Raw genomic sequence first — 17,388 nt, 5'->3', positions numbered from 1 at the left:
CTCCTGTGCAACATATGCACACTGCGAATTAATGGTGATACCATTACCCTGCTGCAGGTATTCGGTCGTGTCAACACCGCTGTAAAGGGCAGAGCCTGATGTCGCAGACCGTGAGCAGGGCGACCACGATCCTCCAGCTGGCGTGCGACGGCCCGCGCAGCCTCGCGGAGATCGGCGACCGGCTCGGCGTGCACCGCACCACCGCGCTGCGCCTGCTCCACACGCTCGCCGAGGCCGGCCTGGTCCGGCGGCTGCCTGACGGCACGTGGGGCGCGGGGCGCGGGCTCGCCGCGCTGGCGGCCCGCGCCGGCGGCCAGTTCGGGCTGCGCGACCTCGCCCACCCGCACCTCGCCGCGCTGCAGGAGTCGACCGGCCACACCGTCCACCTGGCCGCCCTGCGCGAGAGCACGATCGTCTACGTCGACAAGCTCTCGCCGCCCGGCCCCGTCCGCATGTACGCCCGCATCGGGCGGCCCGTCCCCCTGCACACGGCGGGCGTGAGCAAGGCGATCCTCGCCCACCTGCCCGCCGCCCACGCCGACGAGGTGCTGGAGGGCTGGGAGTTCACCCCGTACACTCCCGCTACGCTGATCACGAGGGCCGCGCTCGACCAGGAGCTGCGGGCCGTGCGTGAGCGGGGGTGGGCGGCCGATGAGGGGGAGTTCGAGGAGTTCGTCCACTGCGTGGCCGTGCCCGTGCGCAACGCCTTCGGCGACGTGACCGCGGCGGTCTCGCTGACCGCGCTGCGCGCCCAGGCCGATCGCGCCGCCCTGCACGCCCTGCTCCCGCCGGTGCGCCGGTGCGCAGGCGCCATCTCCGAGCATCTCGGCTATCAGGAGGATCCATCATGACCGTCGCCGTCCACGTCGGCCCCGAGCCCGTGCCCGTCCTCATCGAGGCCGTGGAGCGGGCGGGCGGCAAGGTCGTGCCGCTGGAGCGGGCCGAGGCGATCGTCTACTACGGCAGCGACGAGCCCGCGGAGATCCGGGCGATGATCCACGGCGGCGTCCGCTGGGTGCAACTGCCGCACGCGGGCGTCGAACGATGGGCGGCCGCGGGGGTCATCACCGAGCAGCCGGTCTTCACCGCCGCCGCGGGCGCCTACGGGCCGGCCGTGGCCGAGCACGCGCTGGCACTGATGCTGGCGGCCGCGCGCGGCCTGCACCGGCACGCCAGGGCCACCTCGTGGGGGCCCAACACCTCGAAGGAGTTCGCCGGCTCGACGGTCTCGATCGTCGGCTTCGGCGGCATCGGGCGGGCGCTCATGCCGATGCTGGAGCCGTTCGGCTGCCGGGTCCTGGCGGTCACCGACAGGGGAGAGGCGCCGGGGGCGGCGGAGATCGTGCCGCGAGCCCGCTACCGCGAGACGCTGCCCGAGGCCGGCTACGTGGTGGTCGCGGCGCCCGCTACCCCGCAGACCCGCGGGATGTTCGGGGCGCGCGAGTTCGGCCTCATGCGCTCGGACGCCTGGCTGGTGAACGTCGCGCGGGGCGGGCTCGTGGTGACCGAGGACCTGGTGGACGCGTTGCGCGCGGGCCACATCGGGGGCGCCGCCCTCGACGTCACCGACCCCGAGCCGCTGCCGGACGGGCATCCGCTGTGGGAGCTGGACAACGCCCTGATCACACCGCACTGCGCCAACCCGCGCGAGGCCTACTGGCGCGGCCTGGCCGAACGCGTCACCGCCAACGTGCGCCGCTTCGCCGAAGGCGCCCCGCTCGAAGGCGTGGTCTCCCCGTCCCAGGGCTTCTGACCCCTCCACCGGCGTCGCCGGGCCGCATGACCGCGGTCCCGCCATGGCCGCCCTCGTCCAGCGGCGATCGAGGTGACCACCGATGCCGCCGTCCGGCCTGCCACGCGAGGGGGAGCCTCCGCCGGACGACGGAGCTCGGCCGGCAGGCGGTGCCGGCGCAGGCGAGCGCGGGCGCTTCCGGCACATGGCGCGGGCTCGTTCTCTGACGGTGCGCGGGCGTCGCGGTGCGGGCGGGTCCGGCAGCGGTGCGGGCTCGTGAGGCGGGCGGGTCAGGCGGGCGACGGATGGTGACGGGTGCCGGGGGCGGCGGCGTCGGGCCGGTCGCGCAGGTTGATCCGCGCGCCCGCGCTCAATCCCGAGTCGTGCACCTCGAGCCCCACGGGCGTGCGCCCCTTGGCCAGCTCGAACACCAGGGCGCCGGTGAACGACCGCCCGGCCTCGATCCGGACCGGCGTGATCTCCTTGCCCGCCTCGTCGAGCAGCCTGATGCCGGGGTGCGACGCGTCGTCCTCGTCGATCAGCTTCTGCTGCCCGGGGTAGAGCACGCGGGCGTCAGGGCCGACGTTGTCGATCGTCACGCCGATCCGGCAGACCCGTTCGGCCGCGGACTTCGCGGGCTTGGAACACTTCGTGCTCGTCACGGCGAACTTCAGCTTGCCGTCCTGCACGGGCCCGTCCGCACCGGCCGCGGGAGGAGGGCGGAACACCCAGGCGAGCACGGCCAGCAGCAGGACCAGCAGCACCGCCGCGACGACCAGGACGGTCAGGCAGCCGCCGAACACGCTGCGCTTGCGCTCGGGCGGCCGGTAGCCGGGCAGCGGGCCCTGCCCGGTCCCCGTGCCGGTGACGGGGCCGGTGAAGGTGTGGTGCGGCGGCGCCTGGCCGGTCCGGTGGTGCGGCAGCGGCCCGCGTCCGGTGGCGAGCGGGCCGGTGTGCTCGGGATGCGGCGCCTGCGGACCGCGTGGGGTGTGCGGCAGCGGCCCCGTGCGTTCGGGATGCGGCAGGTGGCCCTGGCCGGTCGCCGTGGGTCCCGTGCGTTCGGGATGCGGCAGGTGGCCCTGGCCGGTCGCCGTGGGCCCCGTGCGCTCTGCCGGCGGCGGTTGCGGGCTCCGGCTGGAGCCGGGAGTGGGGCCCGTCCGCTCGGCGGGCGGGACCTGCTGCGGGCCGCGGCGGGCGGCCTCGGGATGGCGGTGCGGAGGGGGCGATCCCGGCGCGGCACGGTCGGGCGGCGGGCGGTGCGGAGCCCGCGGCATCAGCGGCCCGAACTCCGACGGGTTCCACGCGTTGGTCAGGTGCTTGGTCGCGGCCAGCTGCGCGGCCGGCTCGTCGGCCGCCTCCACCAGCTCCAGCAGCAGCTGCCTGGCCGCGGGCCGCCGCGCCGGGTCGGGATGGATGGCCGCCGCCACCAGCCGGTCGAGCGGGACAGGCAGCCCCCGCAGGTCGGGAGGCGCGGTGCGGGCCCTGGCCGCCATCACGTAGGCGTCGCCCTCGCCGAACGGGTGCCCGCCGAGCCCCGCGTACGCGATGAGCGAGCCCCAGGCGAACACGTCGCCCGCCGGGCTCGTGCGCCCCTCGAAGACCTGCTCGGGAGCGATCCACCCGGGCGTGCCCATGACCATGCCGGCGTTGGTGTGCCGGGAGTCGACGTGCGTCGAGCGCGCCAGCCCGAAGTCGATCACCCGCGGCCCGGCCAGCGTCAGCATCACGTTGGCCGGCTTGAGGTCGCGGTGCACCAGCCCGGCAGCGTGGATGGCGGTCAGCGCGGCGGCCACGCCGACGGCCGCGGCGTGCAGCACCGACGGCGACAACGCGCCGTGCTCGATGAGGTGGTCCTCGAGGGAGATGCCGTCGATGAACTCGGTGACGAGATAGAGGCGGCCGCGGTCCTCGCCGTGGTCGAGTACCCGCGCCGTGCAGAACGACGCCACCTTGCGCGCGTTGGACACCTCTTCGTGGAAGCGCGCGCGATAGACCGGGTCGGCGGTGAAGTCGCGCCGGATCGCCTTGAGCGCCACCCGTGACCCGTCGGCGGCCTTGGCGAGGTAGACCACCCCCATGCCGCCGGAGCCGAGACGGCTGAGCAGCTCATAGGGGCCGATCGCCGGCGGATCGTCCGGCTTCAGCGGAGAGCCAGCGGAGCGCCCCAACGTCGCCGTCCTCTCGCCGTCGTCATCCCGTCTCAACCCGACCCGATCCTCCGCCCCGGCCGGTCGTCATGACGCGACCCGCACCGTTCAGCCGCACGGCATCCCGTTTGTACCCCAAGACTCTAACGGAGGAAGGGCCTACTCGTCGGCCACTAGGCGTGAGCGGGCTTGCGGCGCGCGGGGATCATCGTCACCCGCAGCCGTGCGAGATCGAGCGTGTGGGGCAGCGGCCGGTGCGGCGAGACGAGCCGCCCGACCGGCTTGGGCCGCGAGCCGCGCAGGATGCCCGCCAGGAAGGCCGTGCCGACGACGAGCGTCAGGTGCACGCCCTCGCAGCCGGGTCTGGCCCACCACTCGCTCGCGGCGGTGCCGTCCAGCCAGATCTCGGGAGCGAAGGTGTTCGCGTACGGCAGGCGCGGACTGCGCTGGTGGACGGCCATCGGCACCATGACGGTGGTGCCCGCGGGCAGGGCGGCGCCGTACCAGGAGGTCTCCACCGTGGTGAGGCGGGTCAGCGCCGGCACGGGCGGCCACAGGCGCAGGCCCTCGCGCAGGCAGGCGCGCAGATGGCAGGGGTCGGTGCGGGCCGCCTTGCGGTGTGCCGGGTGTGCGGCCAGCAGGGCGAGGGTCTGCATCAGCCCGGGCGCGGTCACGCCGAGCCCCATCAGCCAGAACGCCGCCTGCATGAGCCCTCGCGACTCGGCCTGCCCGGGGGCCTCGGCGATCAGCCCGGCCAGGCTGCCGGGCTCGGCGCGGCGCAGGTGGTCGATGATCCGGGCGTCGTAGCGTCCGGACAGGAGCTGCTGGCGCCGCCTGGCCCGCAGCCGTCCCGCCCGCGTGAGGTCCGCCAGCAGCCGCGTGAGCTCCTCGTCGCCGGCCGCGCCGTCCCCGTAGACGCAGCGCCGGGCGACGCGCTGCCAGCGGCCGTTGAGCCGCGCGTAGTCCACCACGCCCTCGGTCAGCTCCTTGGCCTCCTCGCGGGCGATCTCGATGAACGCGGGGCGCAGCACGTCCGTCGGCAGGCCCAGGGGGCGTGTCTCGACGGCCGGTGCGTACGCCTCGTCGTCCTCGGCCAGCACGCGCAGCGCGTCGCGCTTGGACATGATCAGCAGCGCAGGGCCGCGCGGGCCGCGGACCAGGACGGGGCGGCCGCCGTACCGGGCTTCGAGCTCCGACAGCAGCGTGCGGGAGCGCAGTAGGTCGCGTCCGGGCGTGAGGTGGGGCGTGCCGGGCGGGACGAGGGCGGCCTTGAGGCGCAGGCTCTCCAGCGCGGTGGCCCTGGGCAGCCCTCTAGGCACGCGCGGCCTCCCGGAGCCCGGCCGGCGCCCGCGAGGTCCGGGCCTGGTGGGCCCTCGGCCCTGAGCCCGCGGGCGCCTCCTGGATGGCCGGAGCGGGGAGGAAGTTCATATGCCGATGTGATCGCCGCGGGGCCCCGTTCGCAATCCGGGGTTTCGGTCAGCGGAACGCCTGCCGCCGCGTGCGCCGGAGGTGTTCCGGTGACCGGAACACCTCCGGCCTCACGGGACGCGCGGCGGCCAGGAGCAGCTGGAGGGGGAGAGCGCGGCCGAGATGGCCTGGGCGGCGCCGCGCACGGAGATGCCGAGCCTGGCGAGCTGGGCCGCGTGCGCGGGCGCGGCCACGCCCAGCGCCATGCACACCGTGCCCGCGGGCCCGAACACGGGCGCGGCCACGCAGGCCACGCCCTCGGTGTACTCCTCCTGCGCGTACGCCACGCCGTGCCTGCGGACCTGGGCCAGCTCGCGTTCCAGCGCGGTCAGGGTGGTGACGGTGCGGCGCGTCCAGCGTTCGAAGGGGCCGCGCGCGATCAGCTCGTGGCGCAGCCGGGGATCGAAGGCCAGCAGCGCCTTGCCCATGGCCGTGCAGTGCAGCGGCGCCCGGTCGGTGCCGTCGGAGCGCGAGCCGACGCGGTTGTGACCGTAGAGGCGCTCGACGTAACGGGCCTCCAGGCCGGCCGGCACGGCGAGGTTCACCGTCTGCCGGGTGGCCTCGTACAGGTAGAGCAGGTACGGCAGCACCACCGCGCGGGTGCCCGGCACGAGGGCGCGGGCGGTGCCGGCCATCGTCTCCAGCAGCTCGCCGGGCACGTAGCCGTTGCCGACCCGTCGAGCCAACTCGCGGGCGCACAGCACGCCGAGGATGCGGTGCGCGGTCGACTTGGGCAGCCCCGTGCGCCGGCACAGCTCCGACAGGCTCACCGGGCGGGCGGCCACACTGAGCGCGAGGAGGATGTCGATCCCGCGTTCCAGGCTGCCCGGTTGCGCGGCCCGGCGGTCGTCCGTGACGTGCTGCCCGTGACCGGCCGTCTGTGTCGGCATGACTGTCCTTTCGCTTTCCGAGGAGCGAAAGGGGCTTCCCGGGGGCCGCGGTCGTGCATGCCTTGACCTACCCGGTTGACCACTCGTTGATACCCGGTCAACGCGGTCTGATGATCTTCGCGGATCCGGAAATGTCCACGTCACAGTGGTTTCAGGTCTCTGGTCGGGCCTGCGGGCGTACGCCCGCTTCCGGGGCGCTACCTCAGCGCGGCGGCCTCCGACGCGAGCTTCTCGATCCGGCCCCAGTCGCCCGCCGCGAGCGCGTCGGCCGGGGTCAGCCAGGTGCCGCCGACACAGCCCACGTTGGGCAGCGCGAGGTAGGCGGCCGCCGTGTCCGCCCGGATGCCGCCCGTCGGGCAGAAGCGCACGTCCGGCAGCGGCCCGCCCAGCGACTTGAGGTAGGGGACGCCGCCCGCGGCCTCGGCGGGGAAGAACTTGAGCTCCTTGATCCCGCGTTCGGCCAGCGCCATCGCCTCCGACACGGTGGCCGCGCCGGGCAGGTAGGGGACGCCGCTCGCGTCGAGCGCCTCGACCAGCGACAGGGTGGTGCCCGGCGAGACCAGGAACCTGGCCCCGGCTGACACCGATGCTGAAATATCGGCAGAAGTCCGGATCGTTCCGGCGCCCACGGTCGCCTCCGGCACCTCCGCGGCGATCCTGGCGAGCGCCTCGCGGGCGGCCGGCGTGCGCAGGGTCACCTCGATGACCGGCAGCCCTCCGGCGACCAGGGCCCTGGCCAGCGGCACGGCGCTCTCCGCGTCGTCGATCACCACGACGGGGATCACCGGGGCGAGATCGAGCAGGCTACTCATACGTTCTTCTCCTCGTCGGCCCCGCATGGGACCTTCCGTACTGATATTTCCGGACTGATGCTTCCGGCCCGCGCTACCAGCGAGGCCGTCCGAACCCTCGGGGGATACGGCCTCAACCCACCGGTTCCCTGCGCGCGCGCCGGCTCAGCCAGGCCGCGGCGCCCGTCAGCGCCGGCTGCGGCGCGACGATCAGCGCCGTCCCGATGGCGGAAAGGTAATCCGCCATGTCGGGATTGGCGGCGAACCGCGTACGGAAGCCGCCGGCACGCACGCGCTCCACGATACGGGGCAGCACTCCGCCGCCCAGGTAGACCCCGCCCCTCGCGCCCAGGGTCAGCGCCACGTTCCCCGAGAAGCCGCCCAGCATCCCGCAGAACACCTCGACCGTCTCGGCGCACAACGAGTCGTCGAGCCCGGCCACGATGTCCGAGGCGGTCAGCTCGGGCGCGGCGACCCCGTTCACCTGGGCCAGCGCCCGGTGCAGCCGGACCAGGCCCGGCCCGGACAGCACGTGCTCGGCGACGACGTGCGCCAGCCCCTGCGACTGGAGGACCCGTACGATCTCGAACTCGCGCCGCTCCACCACCGGCACCGTGACGTGCCCGCCCTCGCCAGGGATCGGCGTCCAGCCGCCGTCCGCCGGCGCCAGACCGCCCACGCCCAGCCCGGTGCCCGGCCCCAGCACGGCCTTGACACCGTGGCAGAGGCCGGGGCCGCCCAGGTGCACCAGGTCATCGCCCTCCAGGTGCGGCAGCGACACCGCCAGCGCCTCGAAGTCGTTGAGCAGCCGCGCGTACGGGACGTCGAGGTCGCGCACGGACCCCGCCCACGGGGAGTTCGTGAGCCGGTAGCGGTCGCCGTCGACCGGCCCCGCCACGGCCAGGCAGACCGCCCCCGGCCGCGCCCCGGCCGCGTGCTCCGCGAGATAGGCGTCCACGGCTTCCGGCAGCGTGGCGTACGCCGACCCCGCCAGGACCGCGACGTTCGACGGCCGCGCCCCCATCGAGGTGACCAGGCCGAACCGGGCGTTGGTCCCCCCGATGTCGGCCACGAGCCAGGGAAGGTCAAAGGCACTCACGCATACCTCCGGCGTCCACGGGCGGGCGTCAGGATCGCTCGCCTCACCCGGCGGGATGCCACGACCTTCCGCGCCGGCCCTGACGGCCGCGCGCCCTTCACCGTCCCGCTTTCGCCGTCCCGTACGGCCGCGCGCCTTCGCCGGCGCGTCACCGGGCCAGTCCGGCGGGGCGGGCGGCCACGGGGGCGCCGGCCTCCAGGTGGGAGGAGCCCGCCTCGGCGGGGAACCCCAGCCCGGGGCCGTGGTGCGGCGACTCGGCGCCGCTCACCCCGAAGATGCCGGCCCCCTGCTCCGCGTGCCCCGCCATGCGGCGGAAGGCGGCGAACAGCTCGCGTCCCGTCCCCACCCACTGCGCGTCGCTCAGCGGCCGCCCCTCCGGCGTACGACCGGCCAGCTCCTCGGCGGGCACCAGCAGCTCCAGGACGCCCGCCGCCGAGTCGAGCCTGACGACGTCCCCGTCGCGCACCAGCGCGATCGGCCCGCCGTCGGCGGCCTCGGGCGACAGGTGGATGGCCGCGGGCACCTTGCCGGACGCGCCGGACATCCGCCCGTCGGTCACGATCGCCACCCGCTGCCCCCGGTCGAGCAGCACGCCCAGCGGCGAGGTCAGCTTGTGCAGCTCGGGCATGCCGTTCGCGCTGGGCCCCTGGTAGCGGATGACCGCCACGAAGTCCTGCCCGTCCAGCTCGCCCGCCTCGAACGCCTTCAGCAGATCGAGCTGGTCGTCGAAGACCTTGGCCGGCGCCTCGATCACCAGGTGCTCCGGCTTGACCGCCGACACCTTGCTGACGGCGCGGCCCAGGTTGCCCTCGACCATGTGGATCCCGCCGTCCGCGGCGAACGGCGCGGCGACGGGACGCAGCACGTTCAGGTCGGCGCTGCCGCCGGTGACCGGCGACCAGAGCAGCTCGCCGTCCACCAGGGCAGGCGCCTCGCGGTAGCGGTCGAGGCCGCGTCCGGCGACGGTGAGCACGTCGGCGTGGAGCAGCCCTTCGTCCAGCAGATCGCCGATGAGCACCTGCATGCCGCCGGCGTCGCGGAAGTGGTTCACGTCCGCCTGGCCGTTCGGGTAGATCTTCGTGAGCGACGGCACCACCCGCGACAGACCGGCCAGGTCGTCCCAGGTCAGCACGATGCCCGCGGCGGCCGCCATGGCCACCAGGTGCAGCGTGTGGTTGGTCGAGCCGCCGGTCGCCAGCAGGGCGACGCAGGCGTTCACGATGGCCTTCTCGTCGACCACCTCGCCGATCGGCGTGTACTCCCCGCCGTGCGCGGTGATCCGCACCGCCCTGCGTCCCGCGGCCCCGGTCAGGGCGTGGCGCAGCTCGGTGTGCGGGTTGACGAACGTCGAGCCCGGCAGGTGCAGGCCCATGACCTCCATCAGCGCCTGGTTGGAGTTGGCGGTGCCGTAGAAGGTGCAGGTGCCGGGGGAGTGGTACGACTTGGCCTCGGCGTCGAGCAGCTCGTCCCTGCCCACCTTGCCCTCGGCGAACAGCTGCCGGGTGCGGGCCTTGACCTTGTTCGGCAGGCCGGAGGTCATCGGCCCGGCCGGCACGAAGAGCGCGGGCAGGTGCCCGAAGTGCAGCGCCCCGATGAACAGCCCCGGCACGATCTTGTCGCACACGCCCAGCAGCAGCGTCGCGTCGAACATGTCGTGCGACAGCGCGATCGCGGTGGCCATGGCGATCACGTCGCGGCTGTAGAGGGACAGCTCCATGCCGGGCCGCCCCTGCGTGATGCCGTCGCACATCGCGGGCACCCCGCCCGCCACCTGCGCAACGCCCCCGGCCCCGCGCACGGCCGCCTTCAGCTCCTGCGGGTACGTCTCGTACGGCTGGTGCGCGGAGAGCATGTCGTTGTAGCTGGTCACGATGGCCACGCCCGGCTTCGCCGTGCCGCGCAGGGCGGGCTTGTCCTCGCCCGGCGCGCCCGCGAAGCCGTGCGCCAGGTTCGCGCAGCCGAGGTGCGCCCGCGCGGGCCCTTTCGCCCGCGCGGCCTCGCCGTCACGGCGGATCCGCGCGAGGTACGCGGTCCGGCTGGCGGCGCTCCGCTCGGCGATCCGGTCGGTGATCTCCTGTATGACGGGGTTCATGCACGCTCCTTCGTCGGGCCGGTGAACCCGAGGTCGCTCCGTGTGATGACCGGCCCGACGACGGGCCTGCTGACCGGCCCGACGACCGGCCCGATGACAGACCAGGTGGCCGGCCGGATGGCGGGCCCGCTGAACCGCCCGAGGACCGGTCCGGTGGTCGGCCCGCCGCGCTCGTTCACGCGTCCTCCTCGTGCCACGCACGACCGCTGCGGCCGAGCAGCTCGTGGGCTCCCGCGGGGCCGGTCGTCCCCGCGGGGTAGGGCTCGGGCACGTCGGCCTGCGACTCCCAGGCGTGCAGGATCGGGTCGATCCAGCGCCAGGCCGCCTCCACCTCGTCGCGCCGCATGAACAGCGTCGGGTTCCCGGCCAGCACGTCGGTCAGCAGCCGCTCGTACGCCTCCGGCACCCGCGTCGTGAACGTCTCGCCGAAGCTCAGCGACAGCGGCACCGGCTTCGGCGTCACCTCGCCCGCGCCCGGCTCCTTGGCCATGATGTGCAGCCGGATGCCCTCCTCCGGCTGCAGCCGCAGCACCAGGCGGTTCGGTGCGCCGCCGGGGTAGATGGAGTGCGGCACGTCCTTGAACTGCACCACGATCTCCGAACGCCGGTACGGCATCCGCTTGCCGGTGCGCAGGTAGAACGGCACCCCCGCCCACCTCCAGTTCTTAACCTCGGCCCGGATCGCGGTGAACGTCTCCACCCGCCGCGACGCCTCGGTCGGCGGCGTGGAGGCGGGCTCGTCGAGGTAGCCGGGCATGCCGTCCGCGCCGACGTACTGGCCGCGCACGGTGAAGCGGTCGACCTCGGTGCCCGTGATCGGCCGCAGCGCCTGCAGCACCTTGACCTTCTCGTCGCGTACGGCCTCGCGGTCGCTGCGGGCCGGCGGCTCCATCGCGGTCAGCGTGAGGAGCTGGAGCAGGTGGTTCTGCACCATGTCGCGCAGCGCGCCGGCGTGGTCGTAGTAGCCGCGCCTGCCGGGCGTCCCGACGGTCTCGGCCGCGGTGATCTGGACGTGGTCGATCCACAACGAGTTCCAGATCGGCTCCAGGAAGGCGTTGGCGAAGCGCAGGACCAGGAGGTTCTGGACGGTCTCCTTGCCCAGGTAGTGGTCGATGCGGAAGATCTGGTGCTCGTCGAAGATGGCGCCGACCTCGTCGTTGATGCGCTGCGCGCTCGGCAGGTCGTGGCCCAGGGGCTTCTCCAGGACCACGCGCGAGCGCGGCGTCACCAGCCCGGCCTGGTCGAGCTCGCGGCAGAACGGTCCGAACGTGCGGGGCGGGCTGGCCAGGTAGAACACGCGATCGCGCTGCTCGTGCCCGGCCAGCAGCGCGGTGAGCGCACCCCAGCCCGCTCCGTCGGCCCCGCCGGCGTCTCTTCCGGTGCCTGCGCCGACGTCGACCGAGACGTGGTGCAGGCGGCCCAGGAACCGCTGCCAGCCGGCCTGGTCGTCGGCCGGCACCTGGTCGCGCACCTCGGCGTCCACCTTGCCGCGGAAGTCGGCGTCGGTCAGCCCGCCCCTGGACATGGCGATGATGCGGGATTCATGGGAGAGCCGGCCGTCCCTGTCGCAGTGGTAGAGCGCCGGGATCAGCTTGCGCATGGACAGGTCGCCGGTCCCGCCGAAGACGACGAGGTCGGCGGTGTGCGCACTGGCGTGATCCGCGGGCTGATCCGCGGGCTGATCTGTAGGGCGATCTGCGGGTGAGGTCGAGAGGGGGGACACGGTTGAGAGCTCCATGATCTACCAAGCAGGGACAGAACGGACAATAACCAGAGTTTGGTGCATACACAAGCGGAGTTTTGGCATCTGAGATAAAAAAGTCTCGACTTTTCATTACCTAACCCCATGTGGTTCACTTAGCCGATGCCTCGACGTACTGCCGCGAGCCTCGCCACAAGTGGCGAGGTGCTCCGCCTCATCCGCTCCGGAGAGGCCGTGACACGCGGAGATCTCGGCCGGGTGACCGGTCTGTCGCGTCCCGCGGTGCAGTTGCGCGTCGGCGAGCTGCTGGAACGCGGCCTGGTCGTGGAGCGCGCCGACGCCCCGTCCACCGGCGGGCGGCCGCCGGTCCGGCTGGAGTTCAACGCCTCGGGCGGGGTGGTGCTGGTGGCGGCGCTCGGCGCGAGCCGCACCAGCGTCGCCGTCTGCGACCTGGCCGGGCGCCAGCTCGACGGCCGCGAGTTCGCGATGGACGTGGAGCAGGGCCCCGACGTGGTGCTGCCGCTGCTCATGGACACCTGGGACGAGCTGCTCGGCGGCCGTCCCCGCTCGATGGTCGCGGGCGTCGGCATGGGAGTGCCGGCGACGGTCGAGTTCGCGCAGGGCCGCACGGAGAGCGCCCGCGTGATGGCCTCGTGGACCGGCGTGGTGATCCCGCCGATCATCCGCGAGCGGTTCCCCGTCCCGGTGCTCGTCGACAACGACGTCAACGTGCTGGCCATCGGCGAGCACCGCGGCGCCTACCCCGAGCTCGACGACCTGATGTTCGTGAAGATCTCGACGCGGATCGGCGCGGGCGTCGTCGCCGGCGGCGGGATCCTGCGCGGCGCGCTGGGCGCCGCGGGCGAGATCGGGCACATCCCCGTGCTCGACGGTGGCGACGTGTTGTGCCGGTGCGGCAACACCGGCTGCGTCGACTCCGTAGCCAGCGGCACCGCGCTGCTGCGCGACCTCCGGGCGCGCGGCAAGGACGTCACGACGATCGCCGACGTGACGGCGCTGGTGCGGGCGGGCGACGCCGAGACGATGGCCACCGTGCGCGAGGCGGGGCGCAGGATCGGCGAGGTGCTCGCCGGGGCGGTCAACATCCTCAACCCGTCGGTGGTGGTGCTGGGCGGCGACGTCGCCGAGGCGTTCGGGCCGCTCGTGTCGAGCATCCGCGAGGTCGTCTACCGCCGCTCCACCGCCCTCGCCACCCGCAGGCTGCGCATCGAGCCGAGCCGGCTCGGGGCGGGCGCCGGCATCAGTGGGTGCGCGGTGATGGTGCTCGACCACGTGCTGTCGCCTGAGGCCGTCGACGAGGCGATGACGGTCTCCGCCCTGCGCCCGGAGCGCGCGGCCTCCGGCTAGAGGTCCCAGCGCGGCCGGGAGCTGTCCTCCACGCCCCCGTCCGCGCGGAAGATCAGGTGACGGTCGAGGTCGGCGGCGAACCACCGGTCGTGCGTGACCACCAGCACCGTGCCCGCGAACCCTGACAGCCCCCGCTGCAACGCCTCCGCGCCGGCCAGGTCGAGATTGTCGGTCGGCTCGTCGAGCAGCAGCAGCGTCGCCCCCGACAACTCGAGCAGCAGGATCTGCAGCCGGGCCTGCTGCCCGCCCGACAGCGTCTCGAACGGCTGGCCGCCCGCCGGTGCCAGCTCGTAGCGCGCCAGCGCCGCCATCGCCTCGTTGCGGGTCATGGCGTGCTCGCGCATCACGACGTCGGCCGCGGCCTGCCCGAGCAGGTCGGGCCGTTCGTGGGTCTGCGCGAAATGTCCCGGCGTGACCCTGGCGCCCAGCCGGGCGACACCGGTGTGCGCGATCGGCTCGCCGGCCAGCAGCCGCAGGAAATGGGACTTGCCGGTGCCGTTCGCGCCGAGGACGCCGACGCGCTCGCCGTACCAGATCTCCGTGGAGAACGGCCGCAGCAGCCCGCTCAGCTCCAGGTGCTCGCACATGACCGCCCGCTTGCCGGTGCGGCCGCCGCGCAGCCGCATGCGCACGTTCTGCTCCTTCGGCGCGCGCTCGGGCGGACCGGCCCGCTCGAACCGCTCCAGCCTCGTCACCGCCGACCGGTACGCACCCGCGAGCGCGTCGTTGTTCGCCGAGCGCTGACGCAACGTGTGCGCCAGGCCGCGCAACCGGGCCCGCTCGTCCTCCCAGCGCCCGCGCCGCTCCTCGAGCCGCTCGGCGCGGCGCCTGCGGGCCTCGGCGTAACCGGCGAACCCGCCGCCGTGCACCCACGCCCCGCGCCCTTCCACCGTGATGATCCGGTCGGCCGTCTCCGCCAGCAGCCACCGGTCATGCGAGACGAGCAGCAGAGTCTTGGACGACTGCCTGATCGCCCGCTCCAGCCACTGCTTGCCCCGCACGTCGAGGAAGTTGTCCGGCTCGTCGAGCAGCAGGATCTCGTCGGGCCCGCGCAGCAGCGCCGCCAGCATGAGCCGCTTCTGCTCCCCGCCGGACAGCGTGCCCACCCCTCTGTCCCGAACCCGTGAGTACGGCAGCCCCAGCGCCTCGGTCGTGCACACGTCCCACACGACCTCCAGGTCGTAGCCGCCCGCGTCGGCGTAGTCGGCGACGGCCTGGGCGTAGGCGAGCTGGCGTGGCTCGTCGTCGCGCAGCACGATCGCCGACTCGGCCGCGTCCAGCGCGGCGGCCGCCTCTCGAACGCTTCGCGGCGCCACGCTCAGCAGCAGGTCGTGCACGGTGCCCGAGCCGAGGAACTGCCGCATCACGCCGATGCCGCCGCTGCCGGAGATCCGGCCGCCGGCCGGGACGAGCTCGCCCGCGATCAGCCGCAGGAGCGTGGTCTTGCCCGCGCCGTTCGGCCCGACCAGCGCCGCCTTGGCGCCGTCGCCCACTTTGAACGACACGTCGTTCAGCAGCGGCCGCCCGTCAGGCAGCAGATAGGCCAGCCCGCTCACCTCGATGTGTCCCACCCGAACCTCCACTCGACCAACGTTCTACAACTAGACCATCGATCCGGTATCCCGTACAACGTATTATCTCCCGGGTGGACATCGTGTGGTCGCGCCCCCCGAAGGCGCCCAGGCAGACGCTGACGCCCGGCAGGATCGTGGCCGAGGCGGTGGCGCTGCTCGACGAGGAAGGCGTCGGCCGGCTGACCATGCGCCGCCTGGCCGAGCGGCTCGACACCGGCTCGACCACCCTCTACTGGCACGTCAAGACCAATGACGACGTTCTCGACCTGGCTCTCGACGCCGTCTTCCACGAGGTGCGGCTGCCCGGCCGCGAGGGCGGGTGGCGGGCGGCGGCGCACGAGCTGATGAGCGGCTGGCGGGGCGCGCTGCTACGCCATCCCTGGTCGGCCACCATCCTCGACCGGCCGCTCCTGGGCCCGAACGCGCTGGAGCGCACCGAGTTCCTGTACGAGACCCTGGCCGAGGCGGGCTTCCCCGCGCCCAAGATCGCCGCCTACAGCCTGGCCAACTACGTCATGGGCTCGGTCATCATGCAGGTCACCTGGCAGCGACGCGACGAGGGCGGCACGGGCGCCTTCCTGAAGGAGCGCGCCGACCTCTATCCGTCCCTCGCGGAGCACGGTCTCGACTTCCCCGGCGGGCCCGCGCACGATCCCTCCACCGAGTGGGACACCACGTTCGCCGAAGGTCTCGGCTACCTCCTCGACGGGATGGAGCAGGCCGAGCAGGCGCGGCGTCGCGGGCCCGGCTGAACCGGCTCGTCACGAGCAGGGCGGAACGCTTCATGCCGGAGGTGCGGCGGAGGACTGCTCGCGATACGGGTGACATGTCGCCACGGCGCACGGCCGGCAGGGCGCGCCGTCACGGCGAGCAACCCGTCGGCCTTCATGACCGGCCAGAAGGGGCGGTCACGGGGGGCGGCGCGTGCGGTGCCGCCGGCCTGCCGTAAGGGGAGGGGCTCGGCGCGGGCGCGGACGGCGACCAGGATGCGGTGGAGCGCGAGCCGGCCCCAGGCCCGGCGGTGTCGGCGCTGCCGGCCCCGAGTCCGGCGGTGTCGGCGCTGCCGGCCCCGAGCCCGGCGGTGTCGGCGCTGCCGGCCCCGAGCCCGGCGGTGTCGGCGTTTCCGGCCCGTGGTGCGGCGGATCCGGCGGCGCGGGAGACAAGCCGGGACGTACGCGCGCCAGGGTGTGCGGTGCGGGCGTCGAGCCCGGTGCTGCGCACCTCAAGCCGGGAGGTGCGCGAGCCGGGTGGGGCGGTCCGCGTGTCGGACCGGGCCACGACGGGCTGGGCGGGCCGGGCGGCTTGCTGGGCGGGCCGGATGGCATGCCGGGTGGAGGCGGGAGGGGCGTGCGGGGTGGAGGCGGGCGGGGTGTGCCGGGTGGAGGCGGACCGGACCGGCTCGGCGGAGGCGAGCTGGGTGGAGGCGGCCGGCGTGCCGTCCGGTGACGGGGTGGCCGTGCGGGTGGCGGTGGGACGCTCCGTGACCGGGGGGAAGGGCGGGACGTCGCCGGGGACGCGGTCGGAGACGGCGGGCCAGTCGAGCGGGTCCAGGTCGCTGGGGTACGGCGTACGCACCACCAGGACGGCGGCCGCGATCAGCATGACCACGCCGAGCAGGACGCCGGTGACCATCAGCGCCCGCCCGCGCCACCCGCCCTCGTCGTCGGGCGCGGCGGGCCCAGGTGCACGGCGCGGTCCAGTCATCCCTCACATGCTAGAGATGTGGCGCGCCGATCGGGCAATGTGCTGGTAAATCACTAAAAATCCAGGGATGTCCGGTAGCGAGCTCAGCACGTGCACAGCAGCCCGCGCAGCGCCGTCTCCAGGCACAGGCCGGAACGCGCCGGGCGCGGCCACGGGAAACGCACGAGCGATTCGTCCACCCGTACGGTCGCCCCGAACCGGTCCAGCTCCCACAACCACACCTCGCCCGCCTGCTCGCCCAGCTGCCTGGACACGCCGGCCGTGAGCTGCGGCCGGTGCGAGGCGTTGACATGGGCGAGCACCCGCTCGGCCGTCTCGGCGAGCGGGTCGGGCGCCGCGCCCAGGTAGTCGTCGGCGTCGAGCATCCCCGACTCCTGTCCGGTCAGGTAGACGACCTGGCCGACGTCCAGCCGCAGCAGCCGGGGCGCGTCCGGCCGCCCGAACCCCTCCAGCGCCTTGAACAGGCTCTCGTCCGGGCAGTGCGTGGCCACCGCGACCGCCGACGAGCGCGCCTCGCCCTCGGGGACGGCCTCCGCCCAGCCCTGCACCTCGATCAGCCCGCGCGGGTGGGTGGCGGAGCCCAGTTGCCGCATCGCCGTCAGGTTCACCGCCACGACGGCGTCCTCGCGCAGGCCGTGCAGCGTCTCCCCGGGCAGCACCAGGAGCACCGGACGCCCGCGCTCGTCGACTCCTCCGCGCGCGGGTGACGGGGCGCCGTCGACGGACAGCTTGGCGACGCCGGCGGTCGCGGCGAGGGTGCGGACCCGCTCGGGGATCGGCAGCATGACGCCTCCTTGAGGGCGGAAATCGTGTGTTAGGTTA

The 17,388-nt window shown here is 74.0% G+C and carries 15 protein-coding genes; 4 read left to right on the top strand and 11 right to left on the bottom strand.

Annotated features, from left to right (window positions below; all coding sequences use genetic code 11):
• Positions 1-98 precede the first annotated feature (98 nt).
• On the top strand, positions 99-851 hold the full coding sequence (locus ACTWPV_RS35215) for an IclR family transcriptional regulator (protein WP_347647301.1): 753 nt from the start codon (positions 99-101) through the stop codon (positions 849-851).
• Complete coding sequence (locus tag ACTWPV_RS35210) at positions 848-1,753, top strand: D-isomer specific 2-hydroxyacid dehydrogenase family protein (protein ID WP_443155080.1); 906 nt, start codon at positions 848-850, stop codon at positions 1,751-1,753. Before ACTWPV_RS35215 ends, ACTWPV_RS35210 begins: the two co-directional genes overlap by 4 nt.
• 269 nt (positions 1,754-2,022) lie before the next feature.
• Here ACTWPV_RS35210 and ACTWPV_RS35205 read toward each other — a convergent pair whose 3' ends face one another.
• The 8 genes from ACTWPV_RS35205 to zwf all read right to left on the bottom strand — a co-directional run bounded on the left by ACTWPV_RS35205 (position 2,023) and on the right by zwf (position 11,941).
• On the bottom strand, positions 2,023-3,900 hold the full coding sequence (locus ACTWPV_RS35205) for a protein kinase domain-containing protein (protein WP_443155079.1): 1,878 nt from the start codon (positions 3,898-3,900) through the stop codon (positions 2,023-2,025).
• Between the two features lie 152 nt (positions 3,901-4,052).
• Positions 4,053-5,198, bottom strand: a complete 1,146-nt coding sequence (locus tag ACTWPV_RS35200) for a cytochrome P450 (RefSeq protein ID WP_443155078.1) — start codon at positions 5,196-5,198, stop codon at positions 4,053-4,055.
• A 219-nt stretch (positions 5,199-5,417) separates the two neighbouring features.
• Positions 5,418-6,236, bottom strand: coding sequence for an IclR family transcriptional regulator (locus ACTWPV_RS35195; RefSeq protein WP_443155077.1), 819 nt, complete (start codon positions 6,234-6,236; stop codon positions 5,418-5,420).
• A gap of 197 nt (positions 6,237-6,433) precedes the next feature.
• Positions 6,434-7,048, bottom strand: coding sequence for a bifunctional 4-hydroxy-2-oxoglutarate aldolase/2-dehydro-3-deoxy-phosphogluconate aldolase (gene eda / locus ACTWPV_RS35190; RefSeq protein ID WP_347647307.1), 615 nt, complete (start codon positions 7,046-7,048; stop codon positions 6,434-6,436).
• Between the two features lie 112 nt (positions 7,049-7,160).
• Positions 7,161-8,126, bottom strand: coding sequence for a glucokinase (locus ACTWPV_RS35185; protein WP_443155076.1), 966 nt, complete (start codon positions 8,124-8,126; stop codon positions 7,161-7,163).
• A gap of 148 nt (positions 8,127-8,274) precedes the next feature.
• Positions 8,275-10,218, bottom strand: a complete 1,944-nt coding sequence (gene edd, locus ACTWPV_RS35180; RefSeq protein ID WP_443155075.1) for a phosphogluconate dehydratase — start codon at positions 10,216-10,218, stop codon at positions 8,275-8,277.
• On the bottom strand, positions 10,215-10,397 hold the full coding sequence (locus ACTWPV_RS35175) for a hypothetical protein (RefSeq protein ID WP_443155074.1): 183 nt from the start codon (positions 10,395-10,397) through the stop codon (positions 10,215-10,217). The genes edd and ACTWPV_RS35175 overlap by 4 nt, the downstream gene beginning before the upstream one ends.
• On the bottom strand, positions 10,394-11,941 hold the full coding sequence (gene zwf / locus ACTWPV_RS35170; RefSeq protein ID WP_443155073.1) for a glucose-6-phosphate dehydrogenase: 1,548 nt from the start codon (positions 11,939-11,941) through the stop codon (positions 10,394-10,396). The genes ACTWPV_RS35175 and zwf overlap by 4 nt, the downstream gene beginning before the upstream one ends.
• A gap of 141 nt (positions 11,942-12,082) precedes the next feature.
• Here zwf and ACTWPV_RS35165 point away from each other — a divergent pair, with 141 nt between their 5' ends.
• Positions 12,083-13,288 (top strand): ROK family transcriptional regulator, encoded by a 1,206-nt coding sequence (locus ACTWPV_RS35165; protein WP_443155072.1) that lies wholly within the window; start codon positions 12,083-12,085, stop codon positions 13,286-13,288.
• Here the strand turns inward: ACTWPV_RS35165 and ACTWPV_RS35160 are convergent.
• Positions 13,285-14,859, bottom strand: coding sequence for an ATP-binding cassette domain-containing protein (locus ACTWPV_RS35160; RefSeq protein ID WP_443155071.1), 1,575 nt, complete (start codon positions 14,857-14,859; stop codon positions 13,285-13,287). The genes ACTWPV_RS35165 and ACTWPV_RS35160 overlap by 4 nt on opposite strands.
• Positions 14,860-14,933: 74 nt before the next feature.
• On the opposite strand from ACTWPV_RS35160, the gene ACTWPV_RS35155 reads away from it, so the two are divergent.
• Positions 14,934-15,614: a TetR/AcrR family transcriptional regulator gene (locus ACTWPV_RS35155; RefSeq protein WP_443155070.1), complete on the top strand. Its 681-nt coding sequence runs from the start codon at positions 14,934-14,936 to the stop codon at positions 15,612-15,614.
• A 133-nt stretch (positions 15,615-15,747) separates the two neighbouring features.
• On the opposite strand, the gene ACTWPV_RS35150 is transcribed toward ACTWPV_RS35155, so the two are convergent.
• Positions 15,748-16,566: a hypothetical protein gene (locus tag ACTWPV_RS35150; RefSeq protein ID WP_443155069.1), complete on the bottom strand. Its 819-nt coding sequence runs from the start codon at positions 16,564-16,566 to the stop codon at positions 15,748-15,750.
• 83 nt (positions 16,567-16,649) lie between these two features.
• On the bottom strand, positions 16,650-17,351 hold the full coding sequence (locus ACTWPV_RS35145; protein WP_347647315.1) for a DUF2470 domain-containing protein: 702 nt from the start codon (positions 17,349-17,351) through the stop codon (positions 16,650-16,652).
• Between the last annotated feature and the right edge of the window lie 37 nt (positions 17,352-17,388).

It is taken from the genome of Nonomuraea sp. KM88 (assembly GCF_052245635.1).
In the GTDB taxonomy this organism is placed as follows: Bacteria; Actinomycetota; Actinomycetes; order Streptosporangiales; family Streptosporangiaceae; genus Nonomuraea.
Note: the sequence above shows the minus strand (reverse complement) of the source record. Positions and strands in the feature narration are given on the sequence as shown.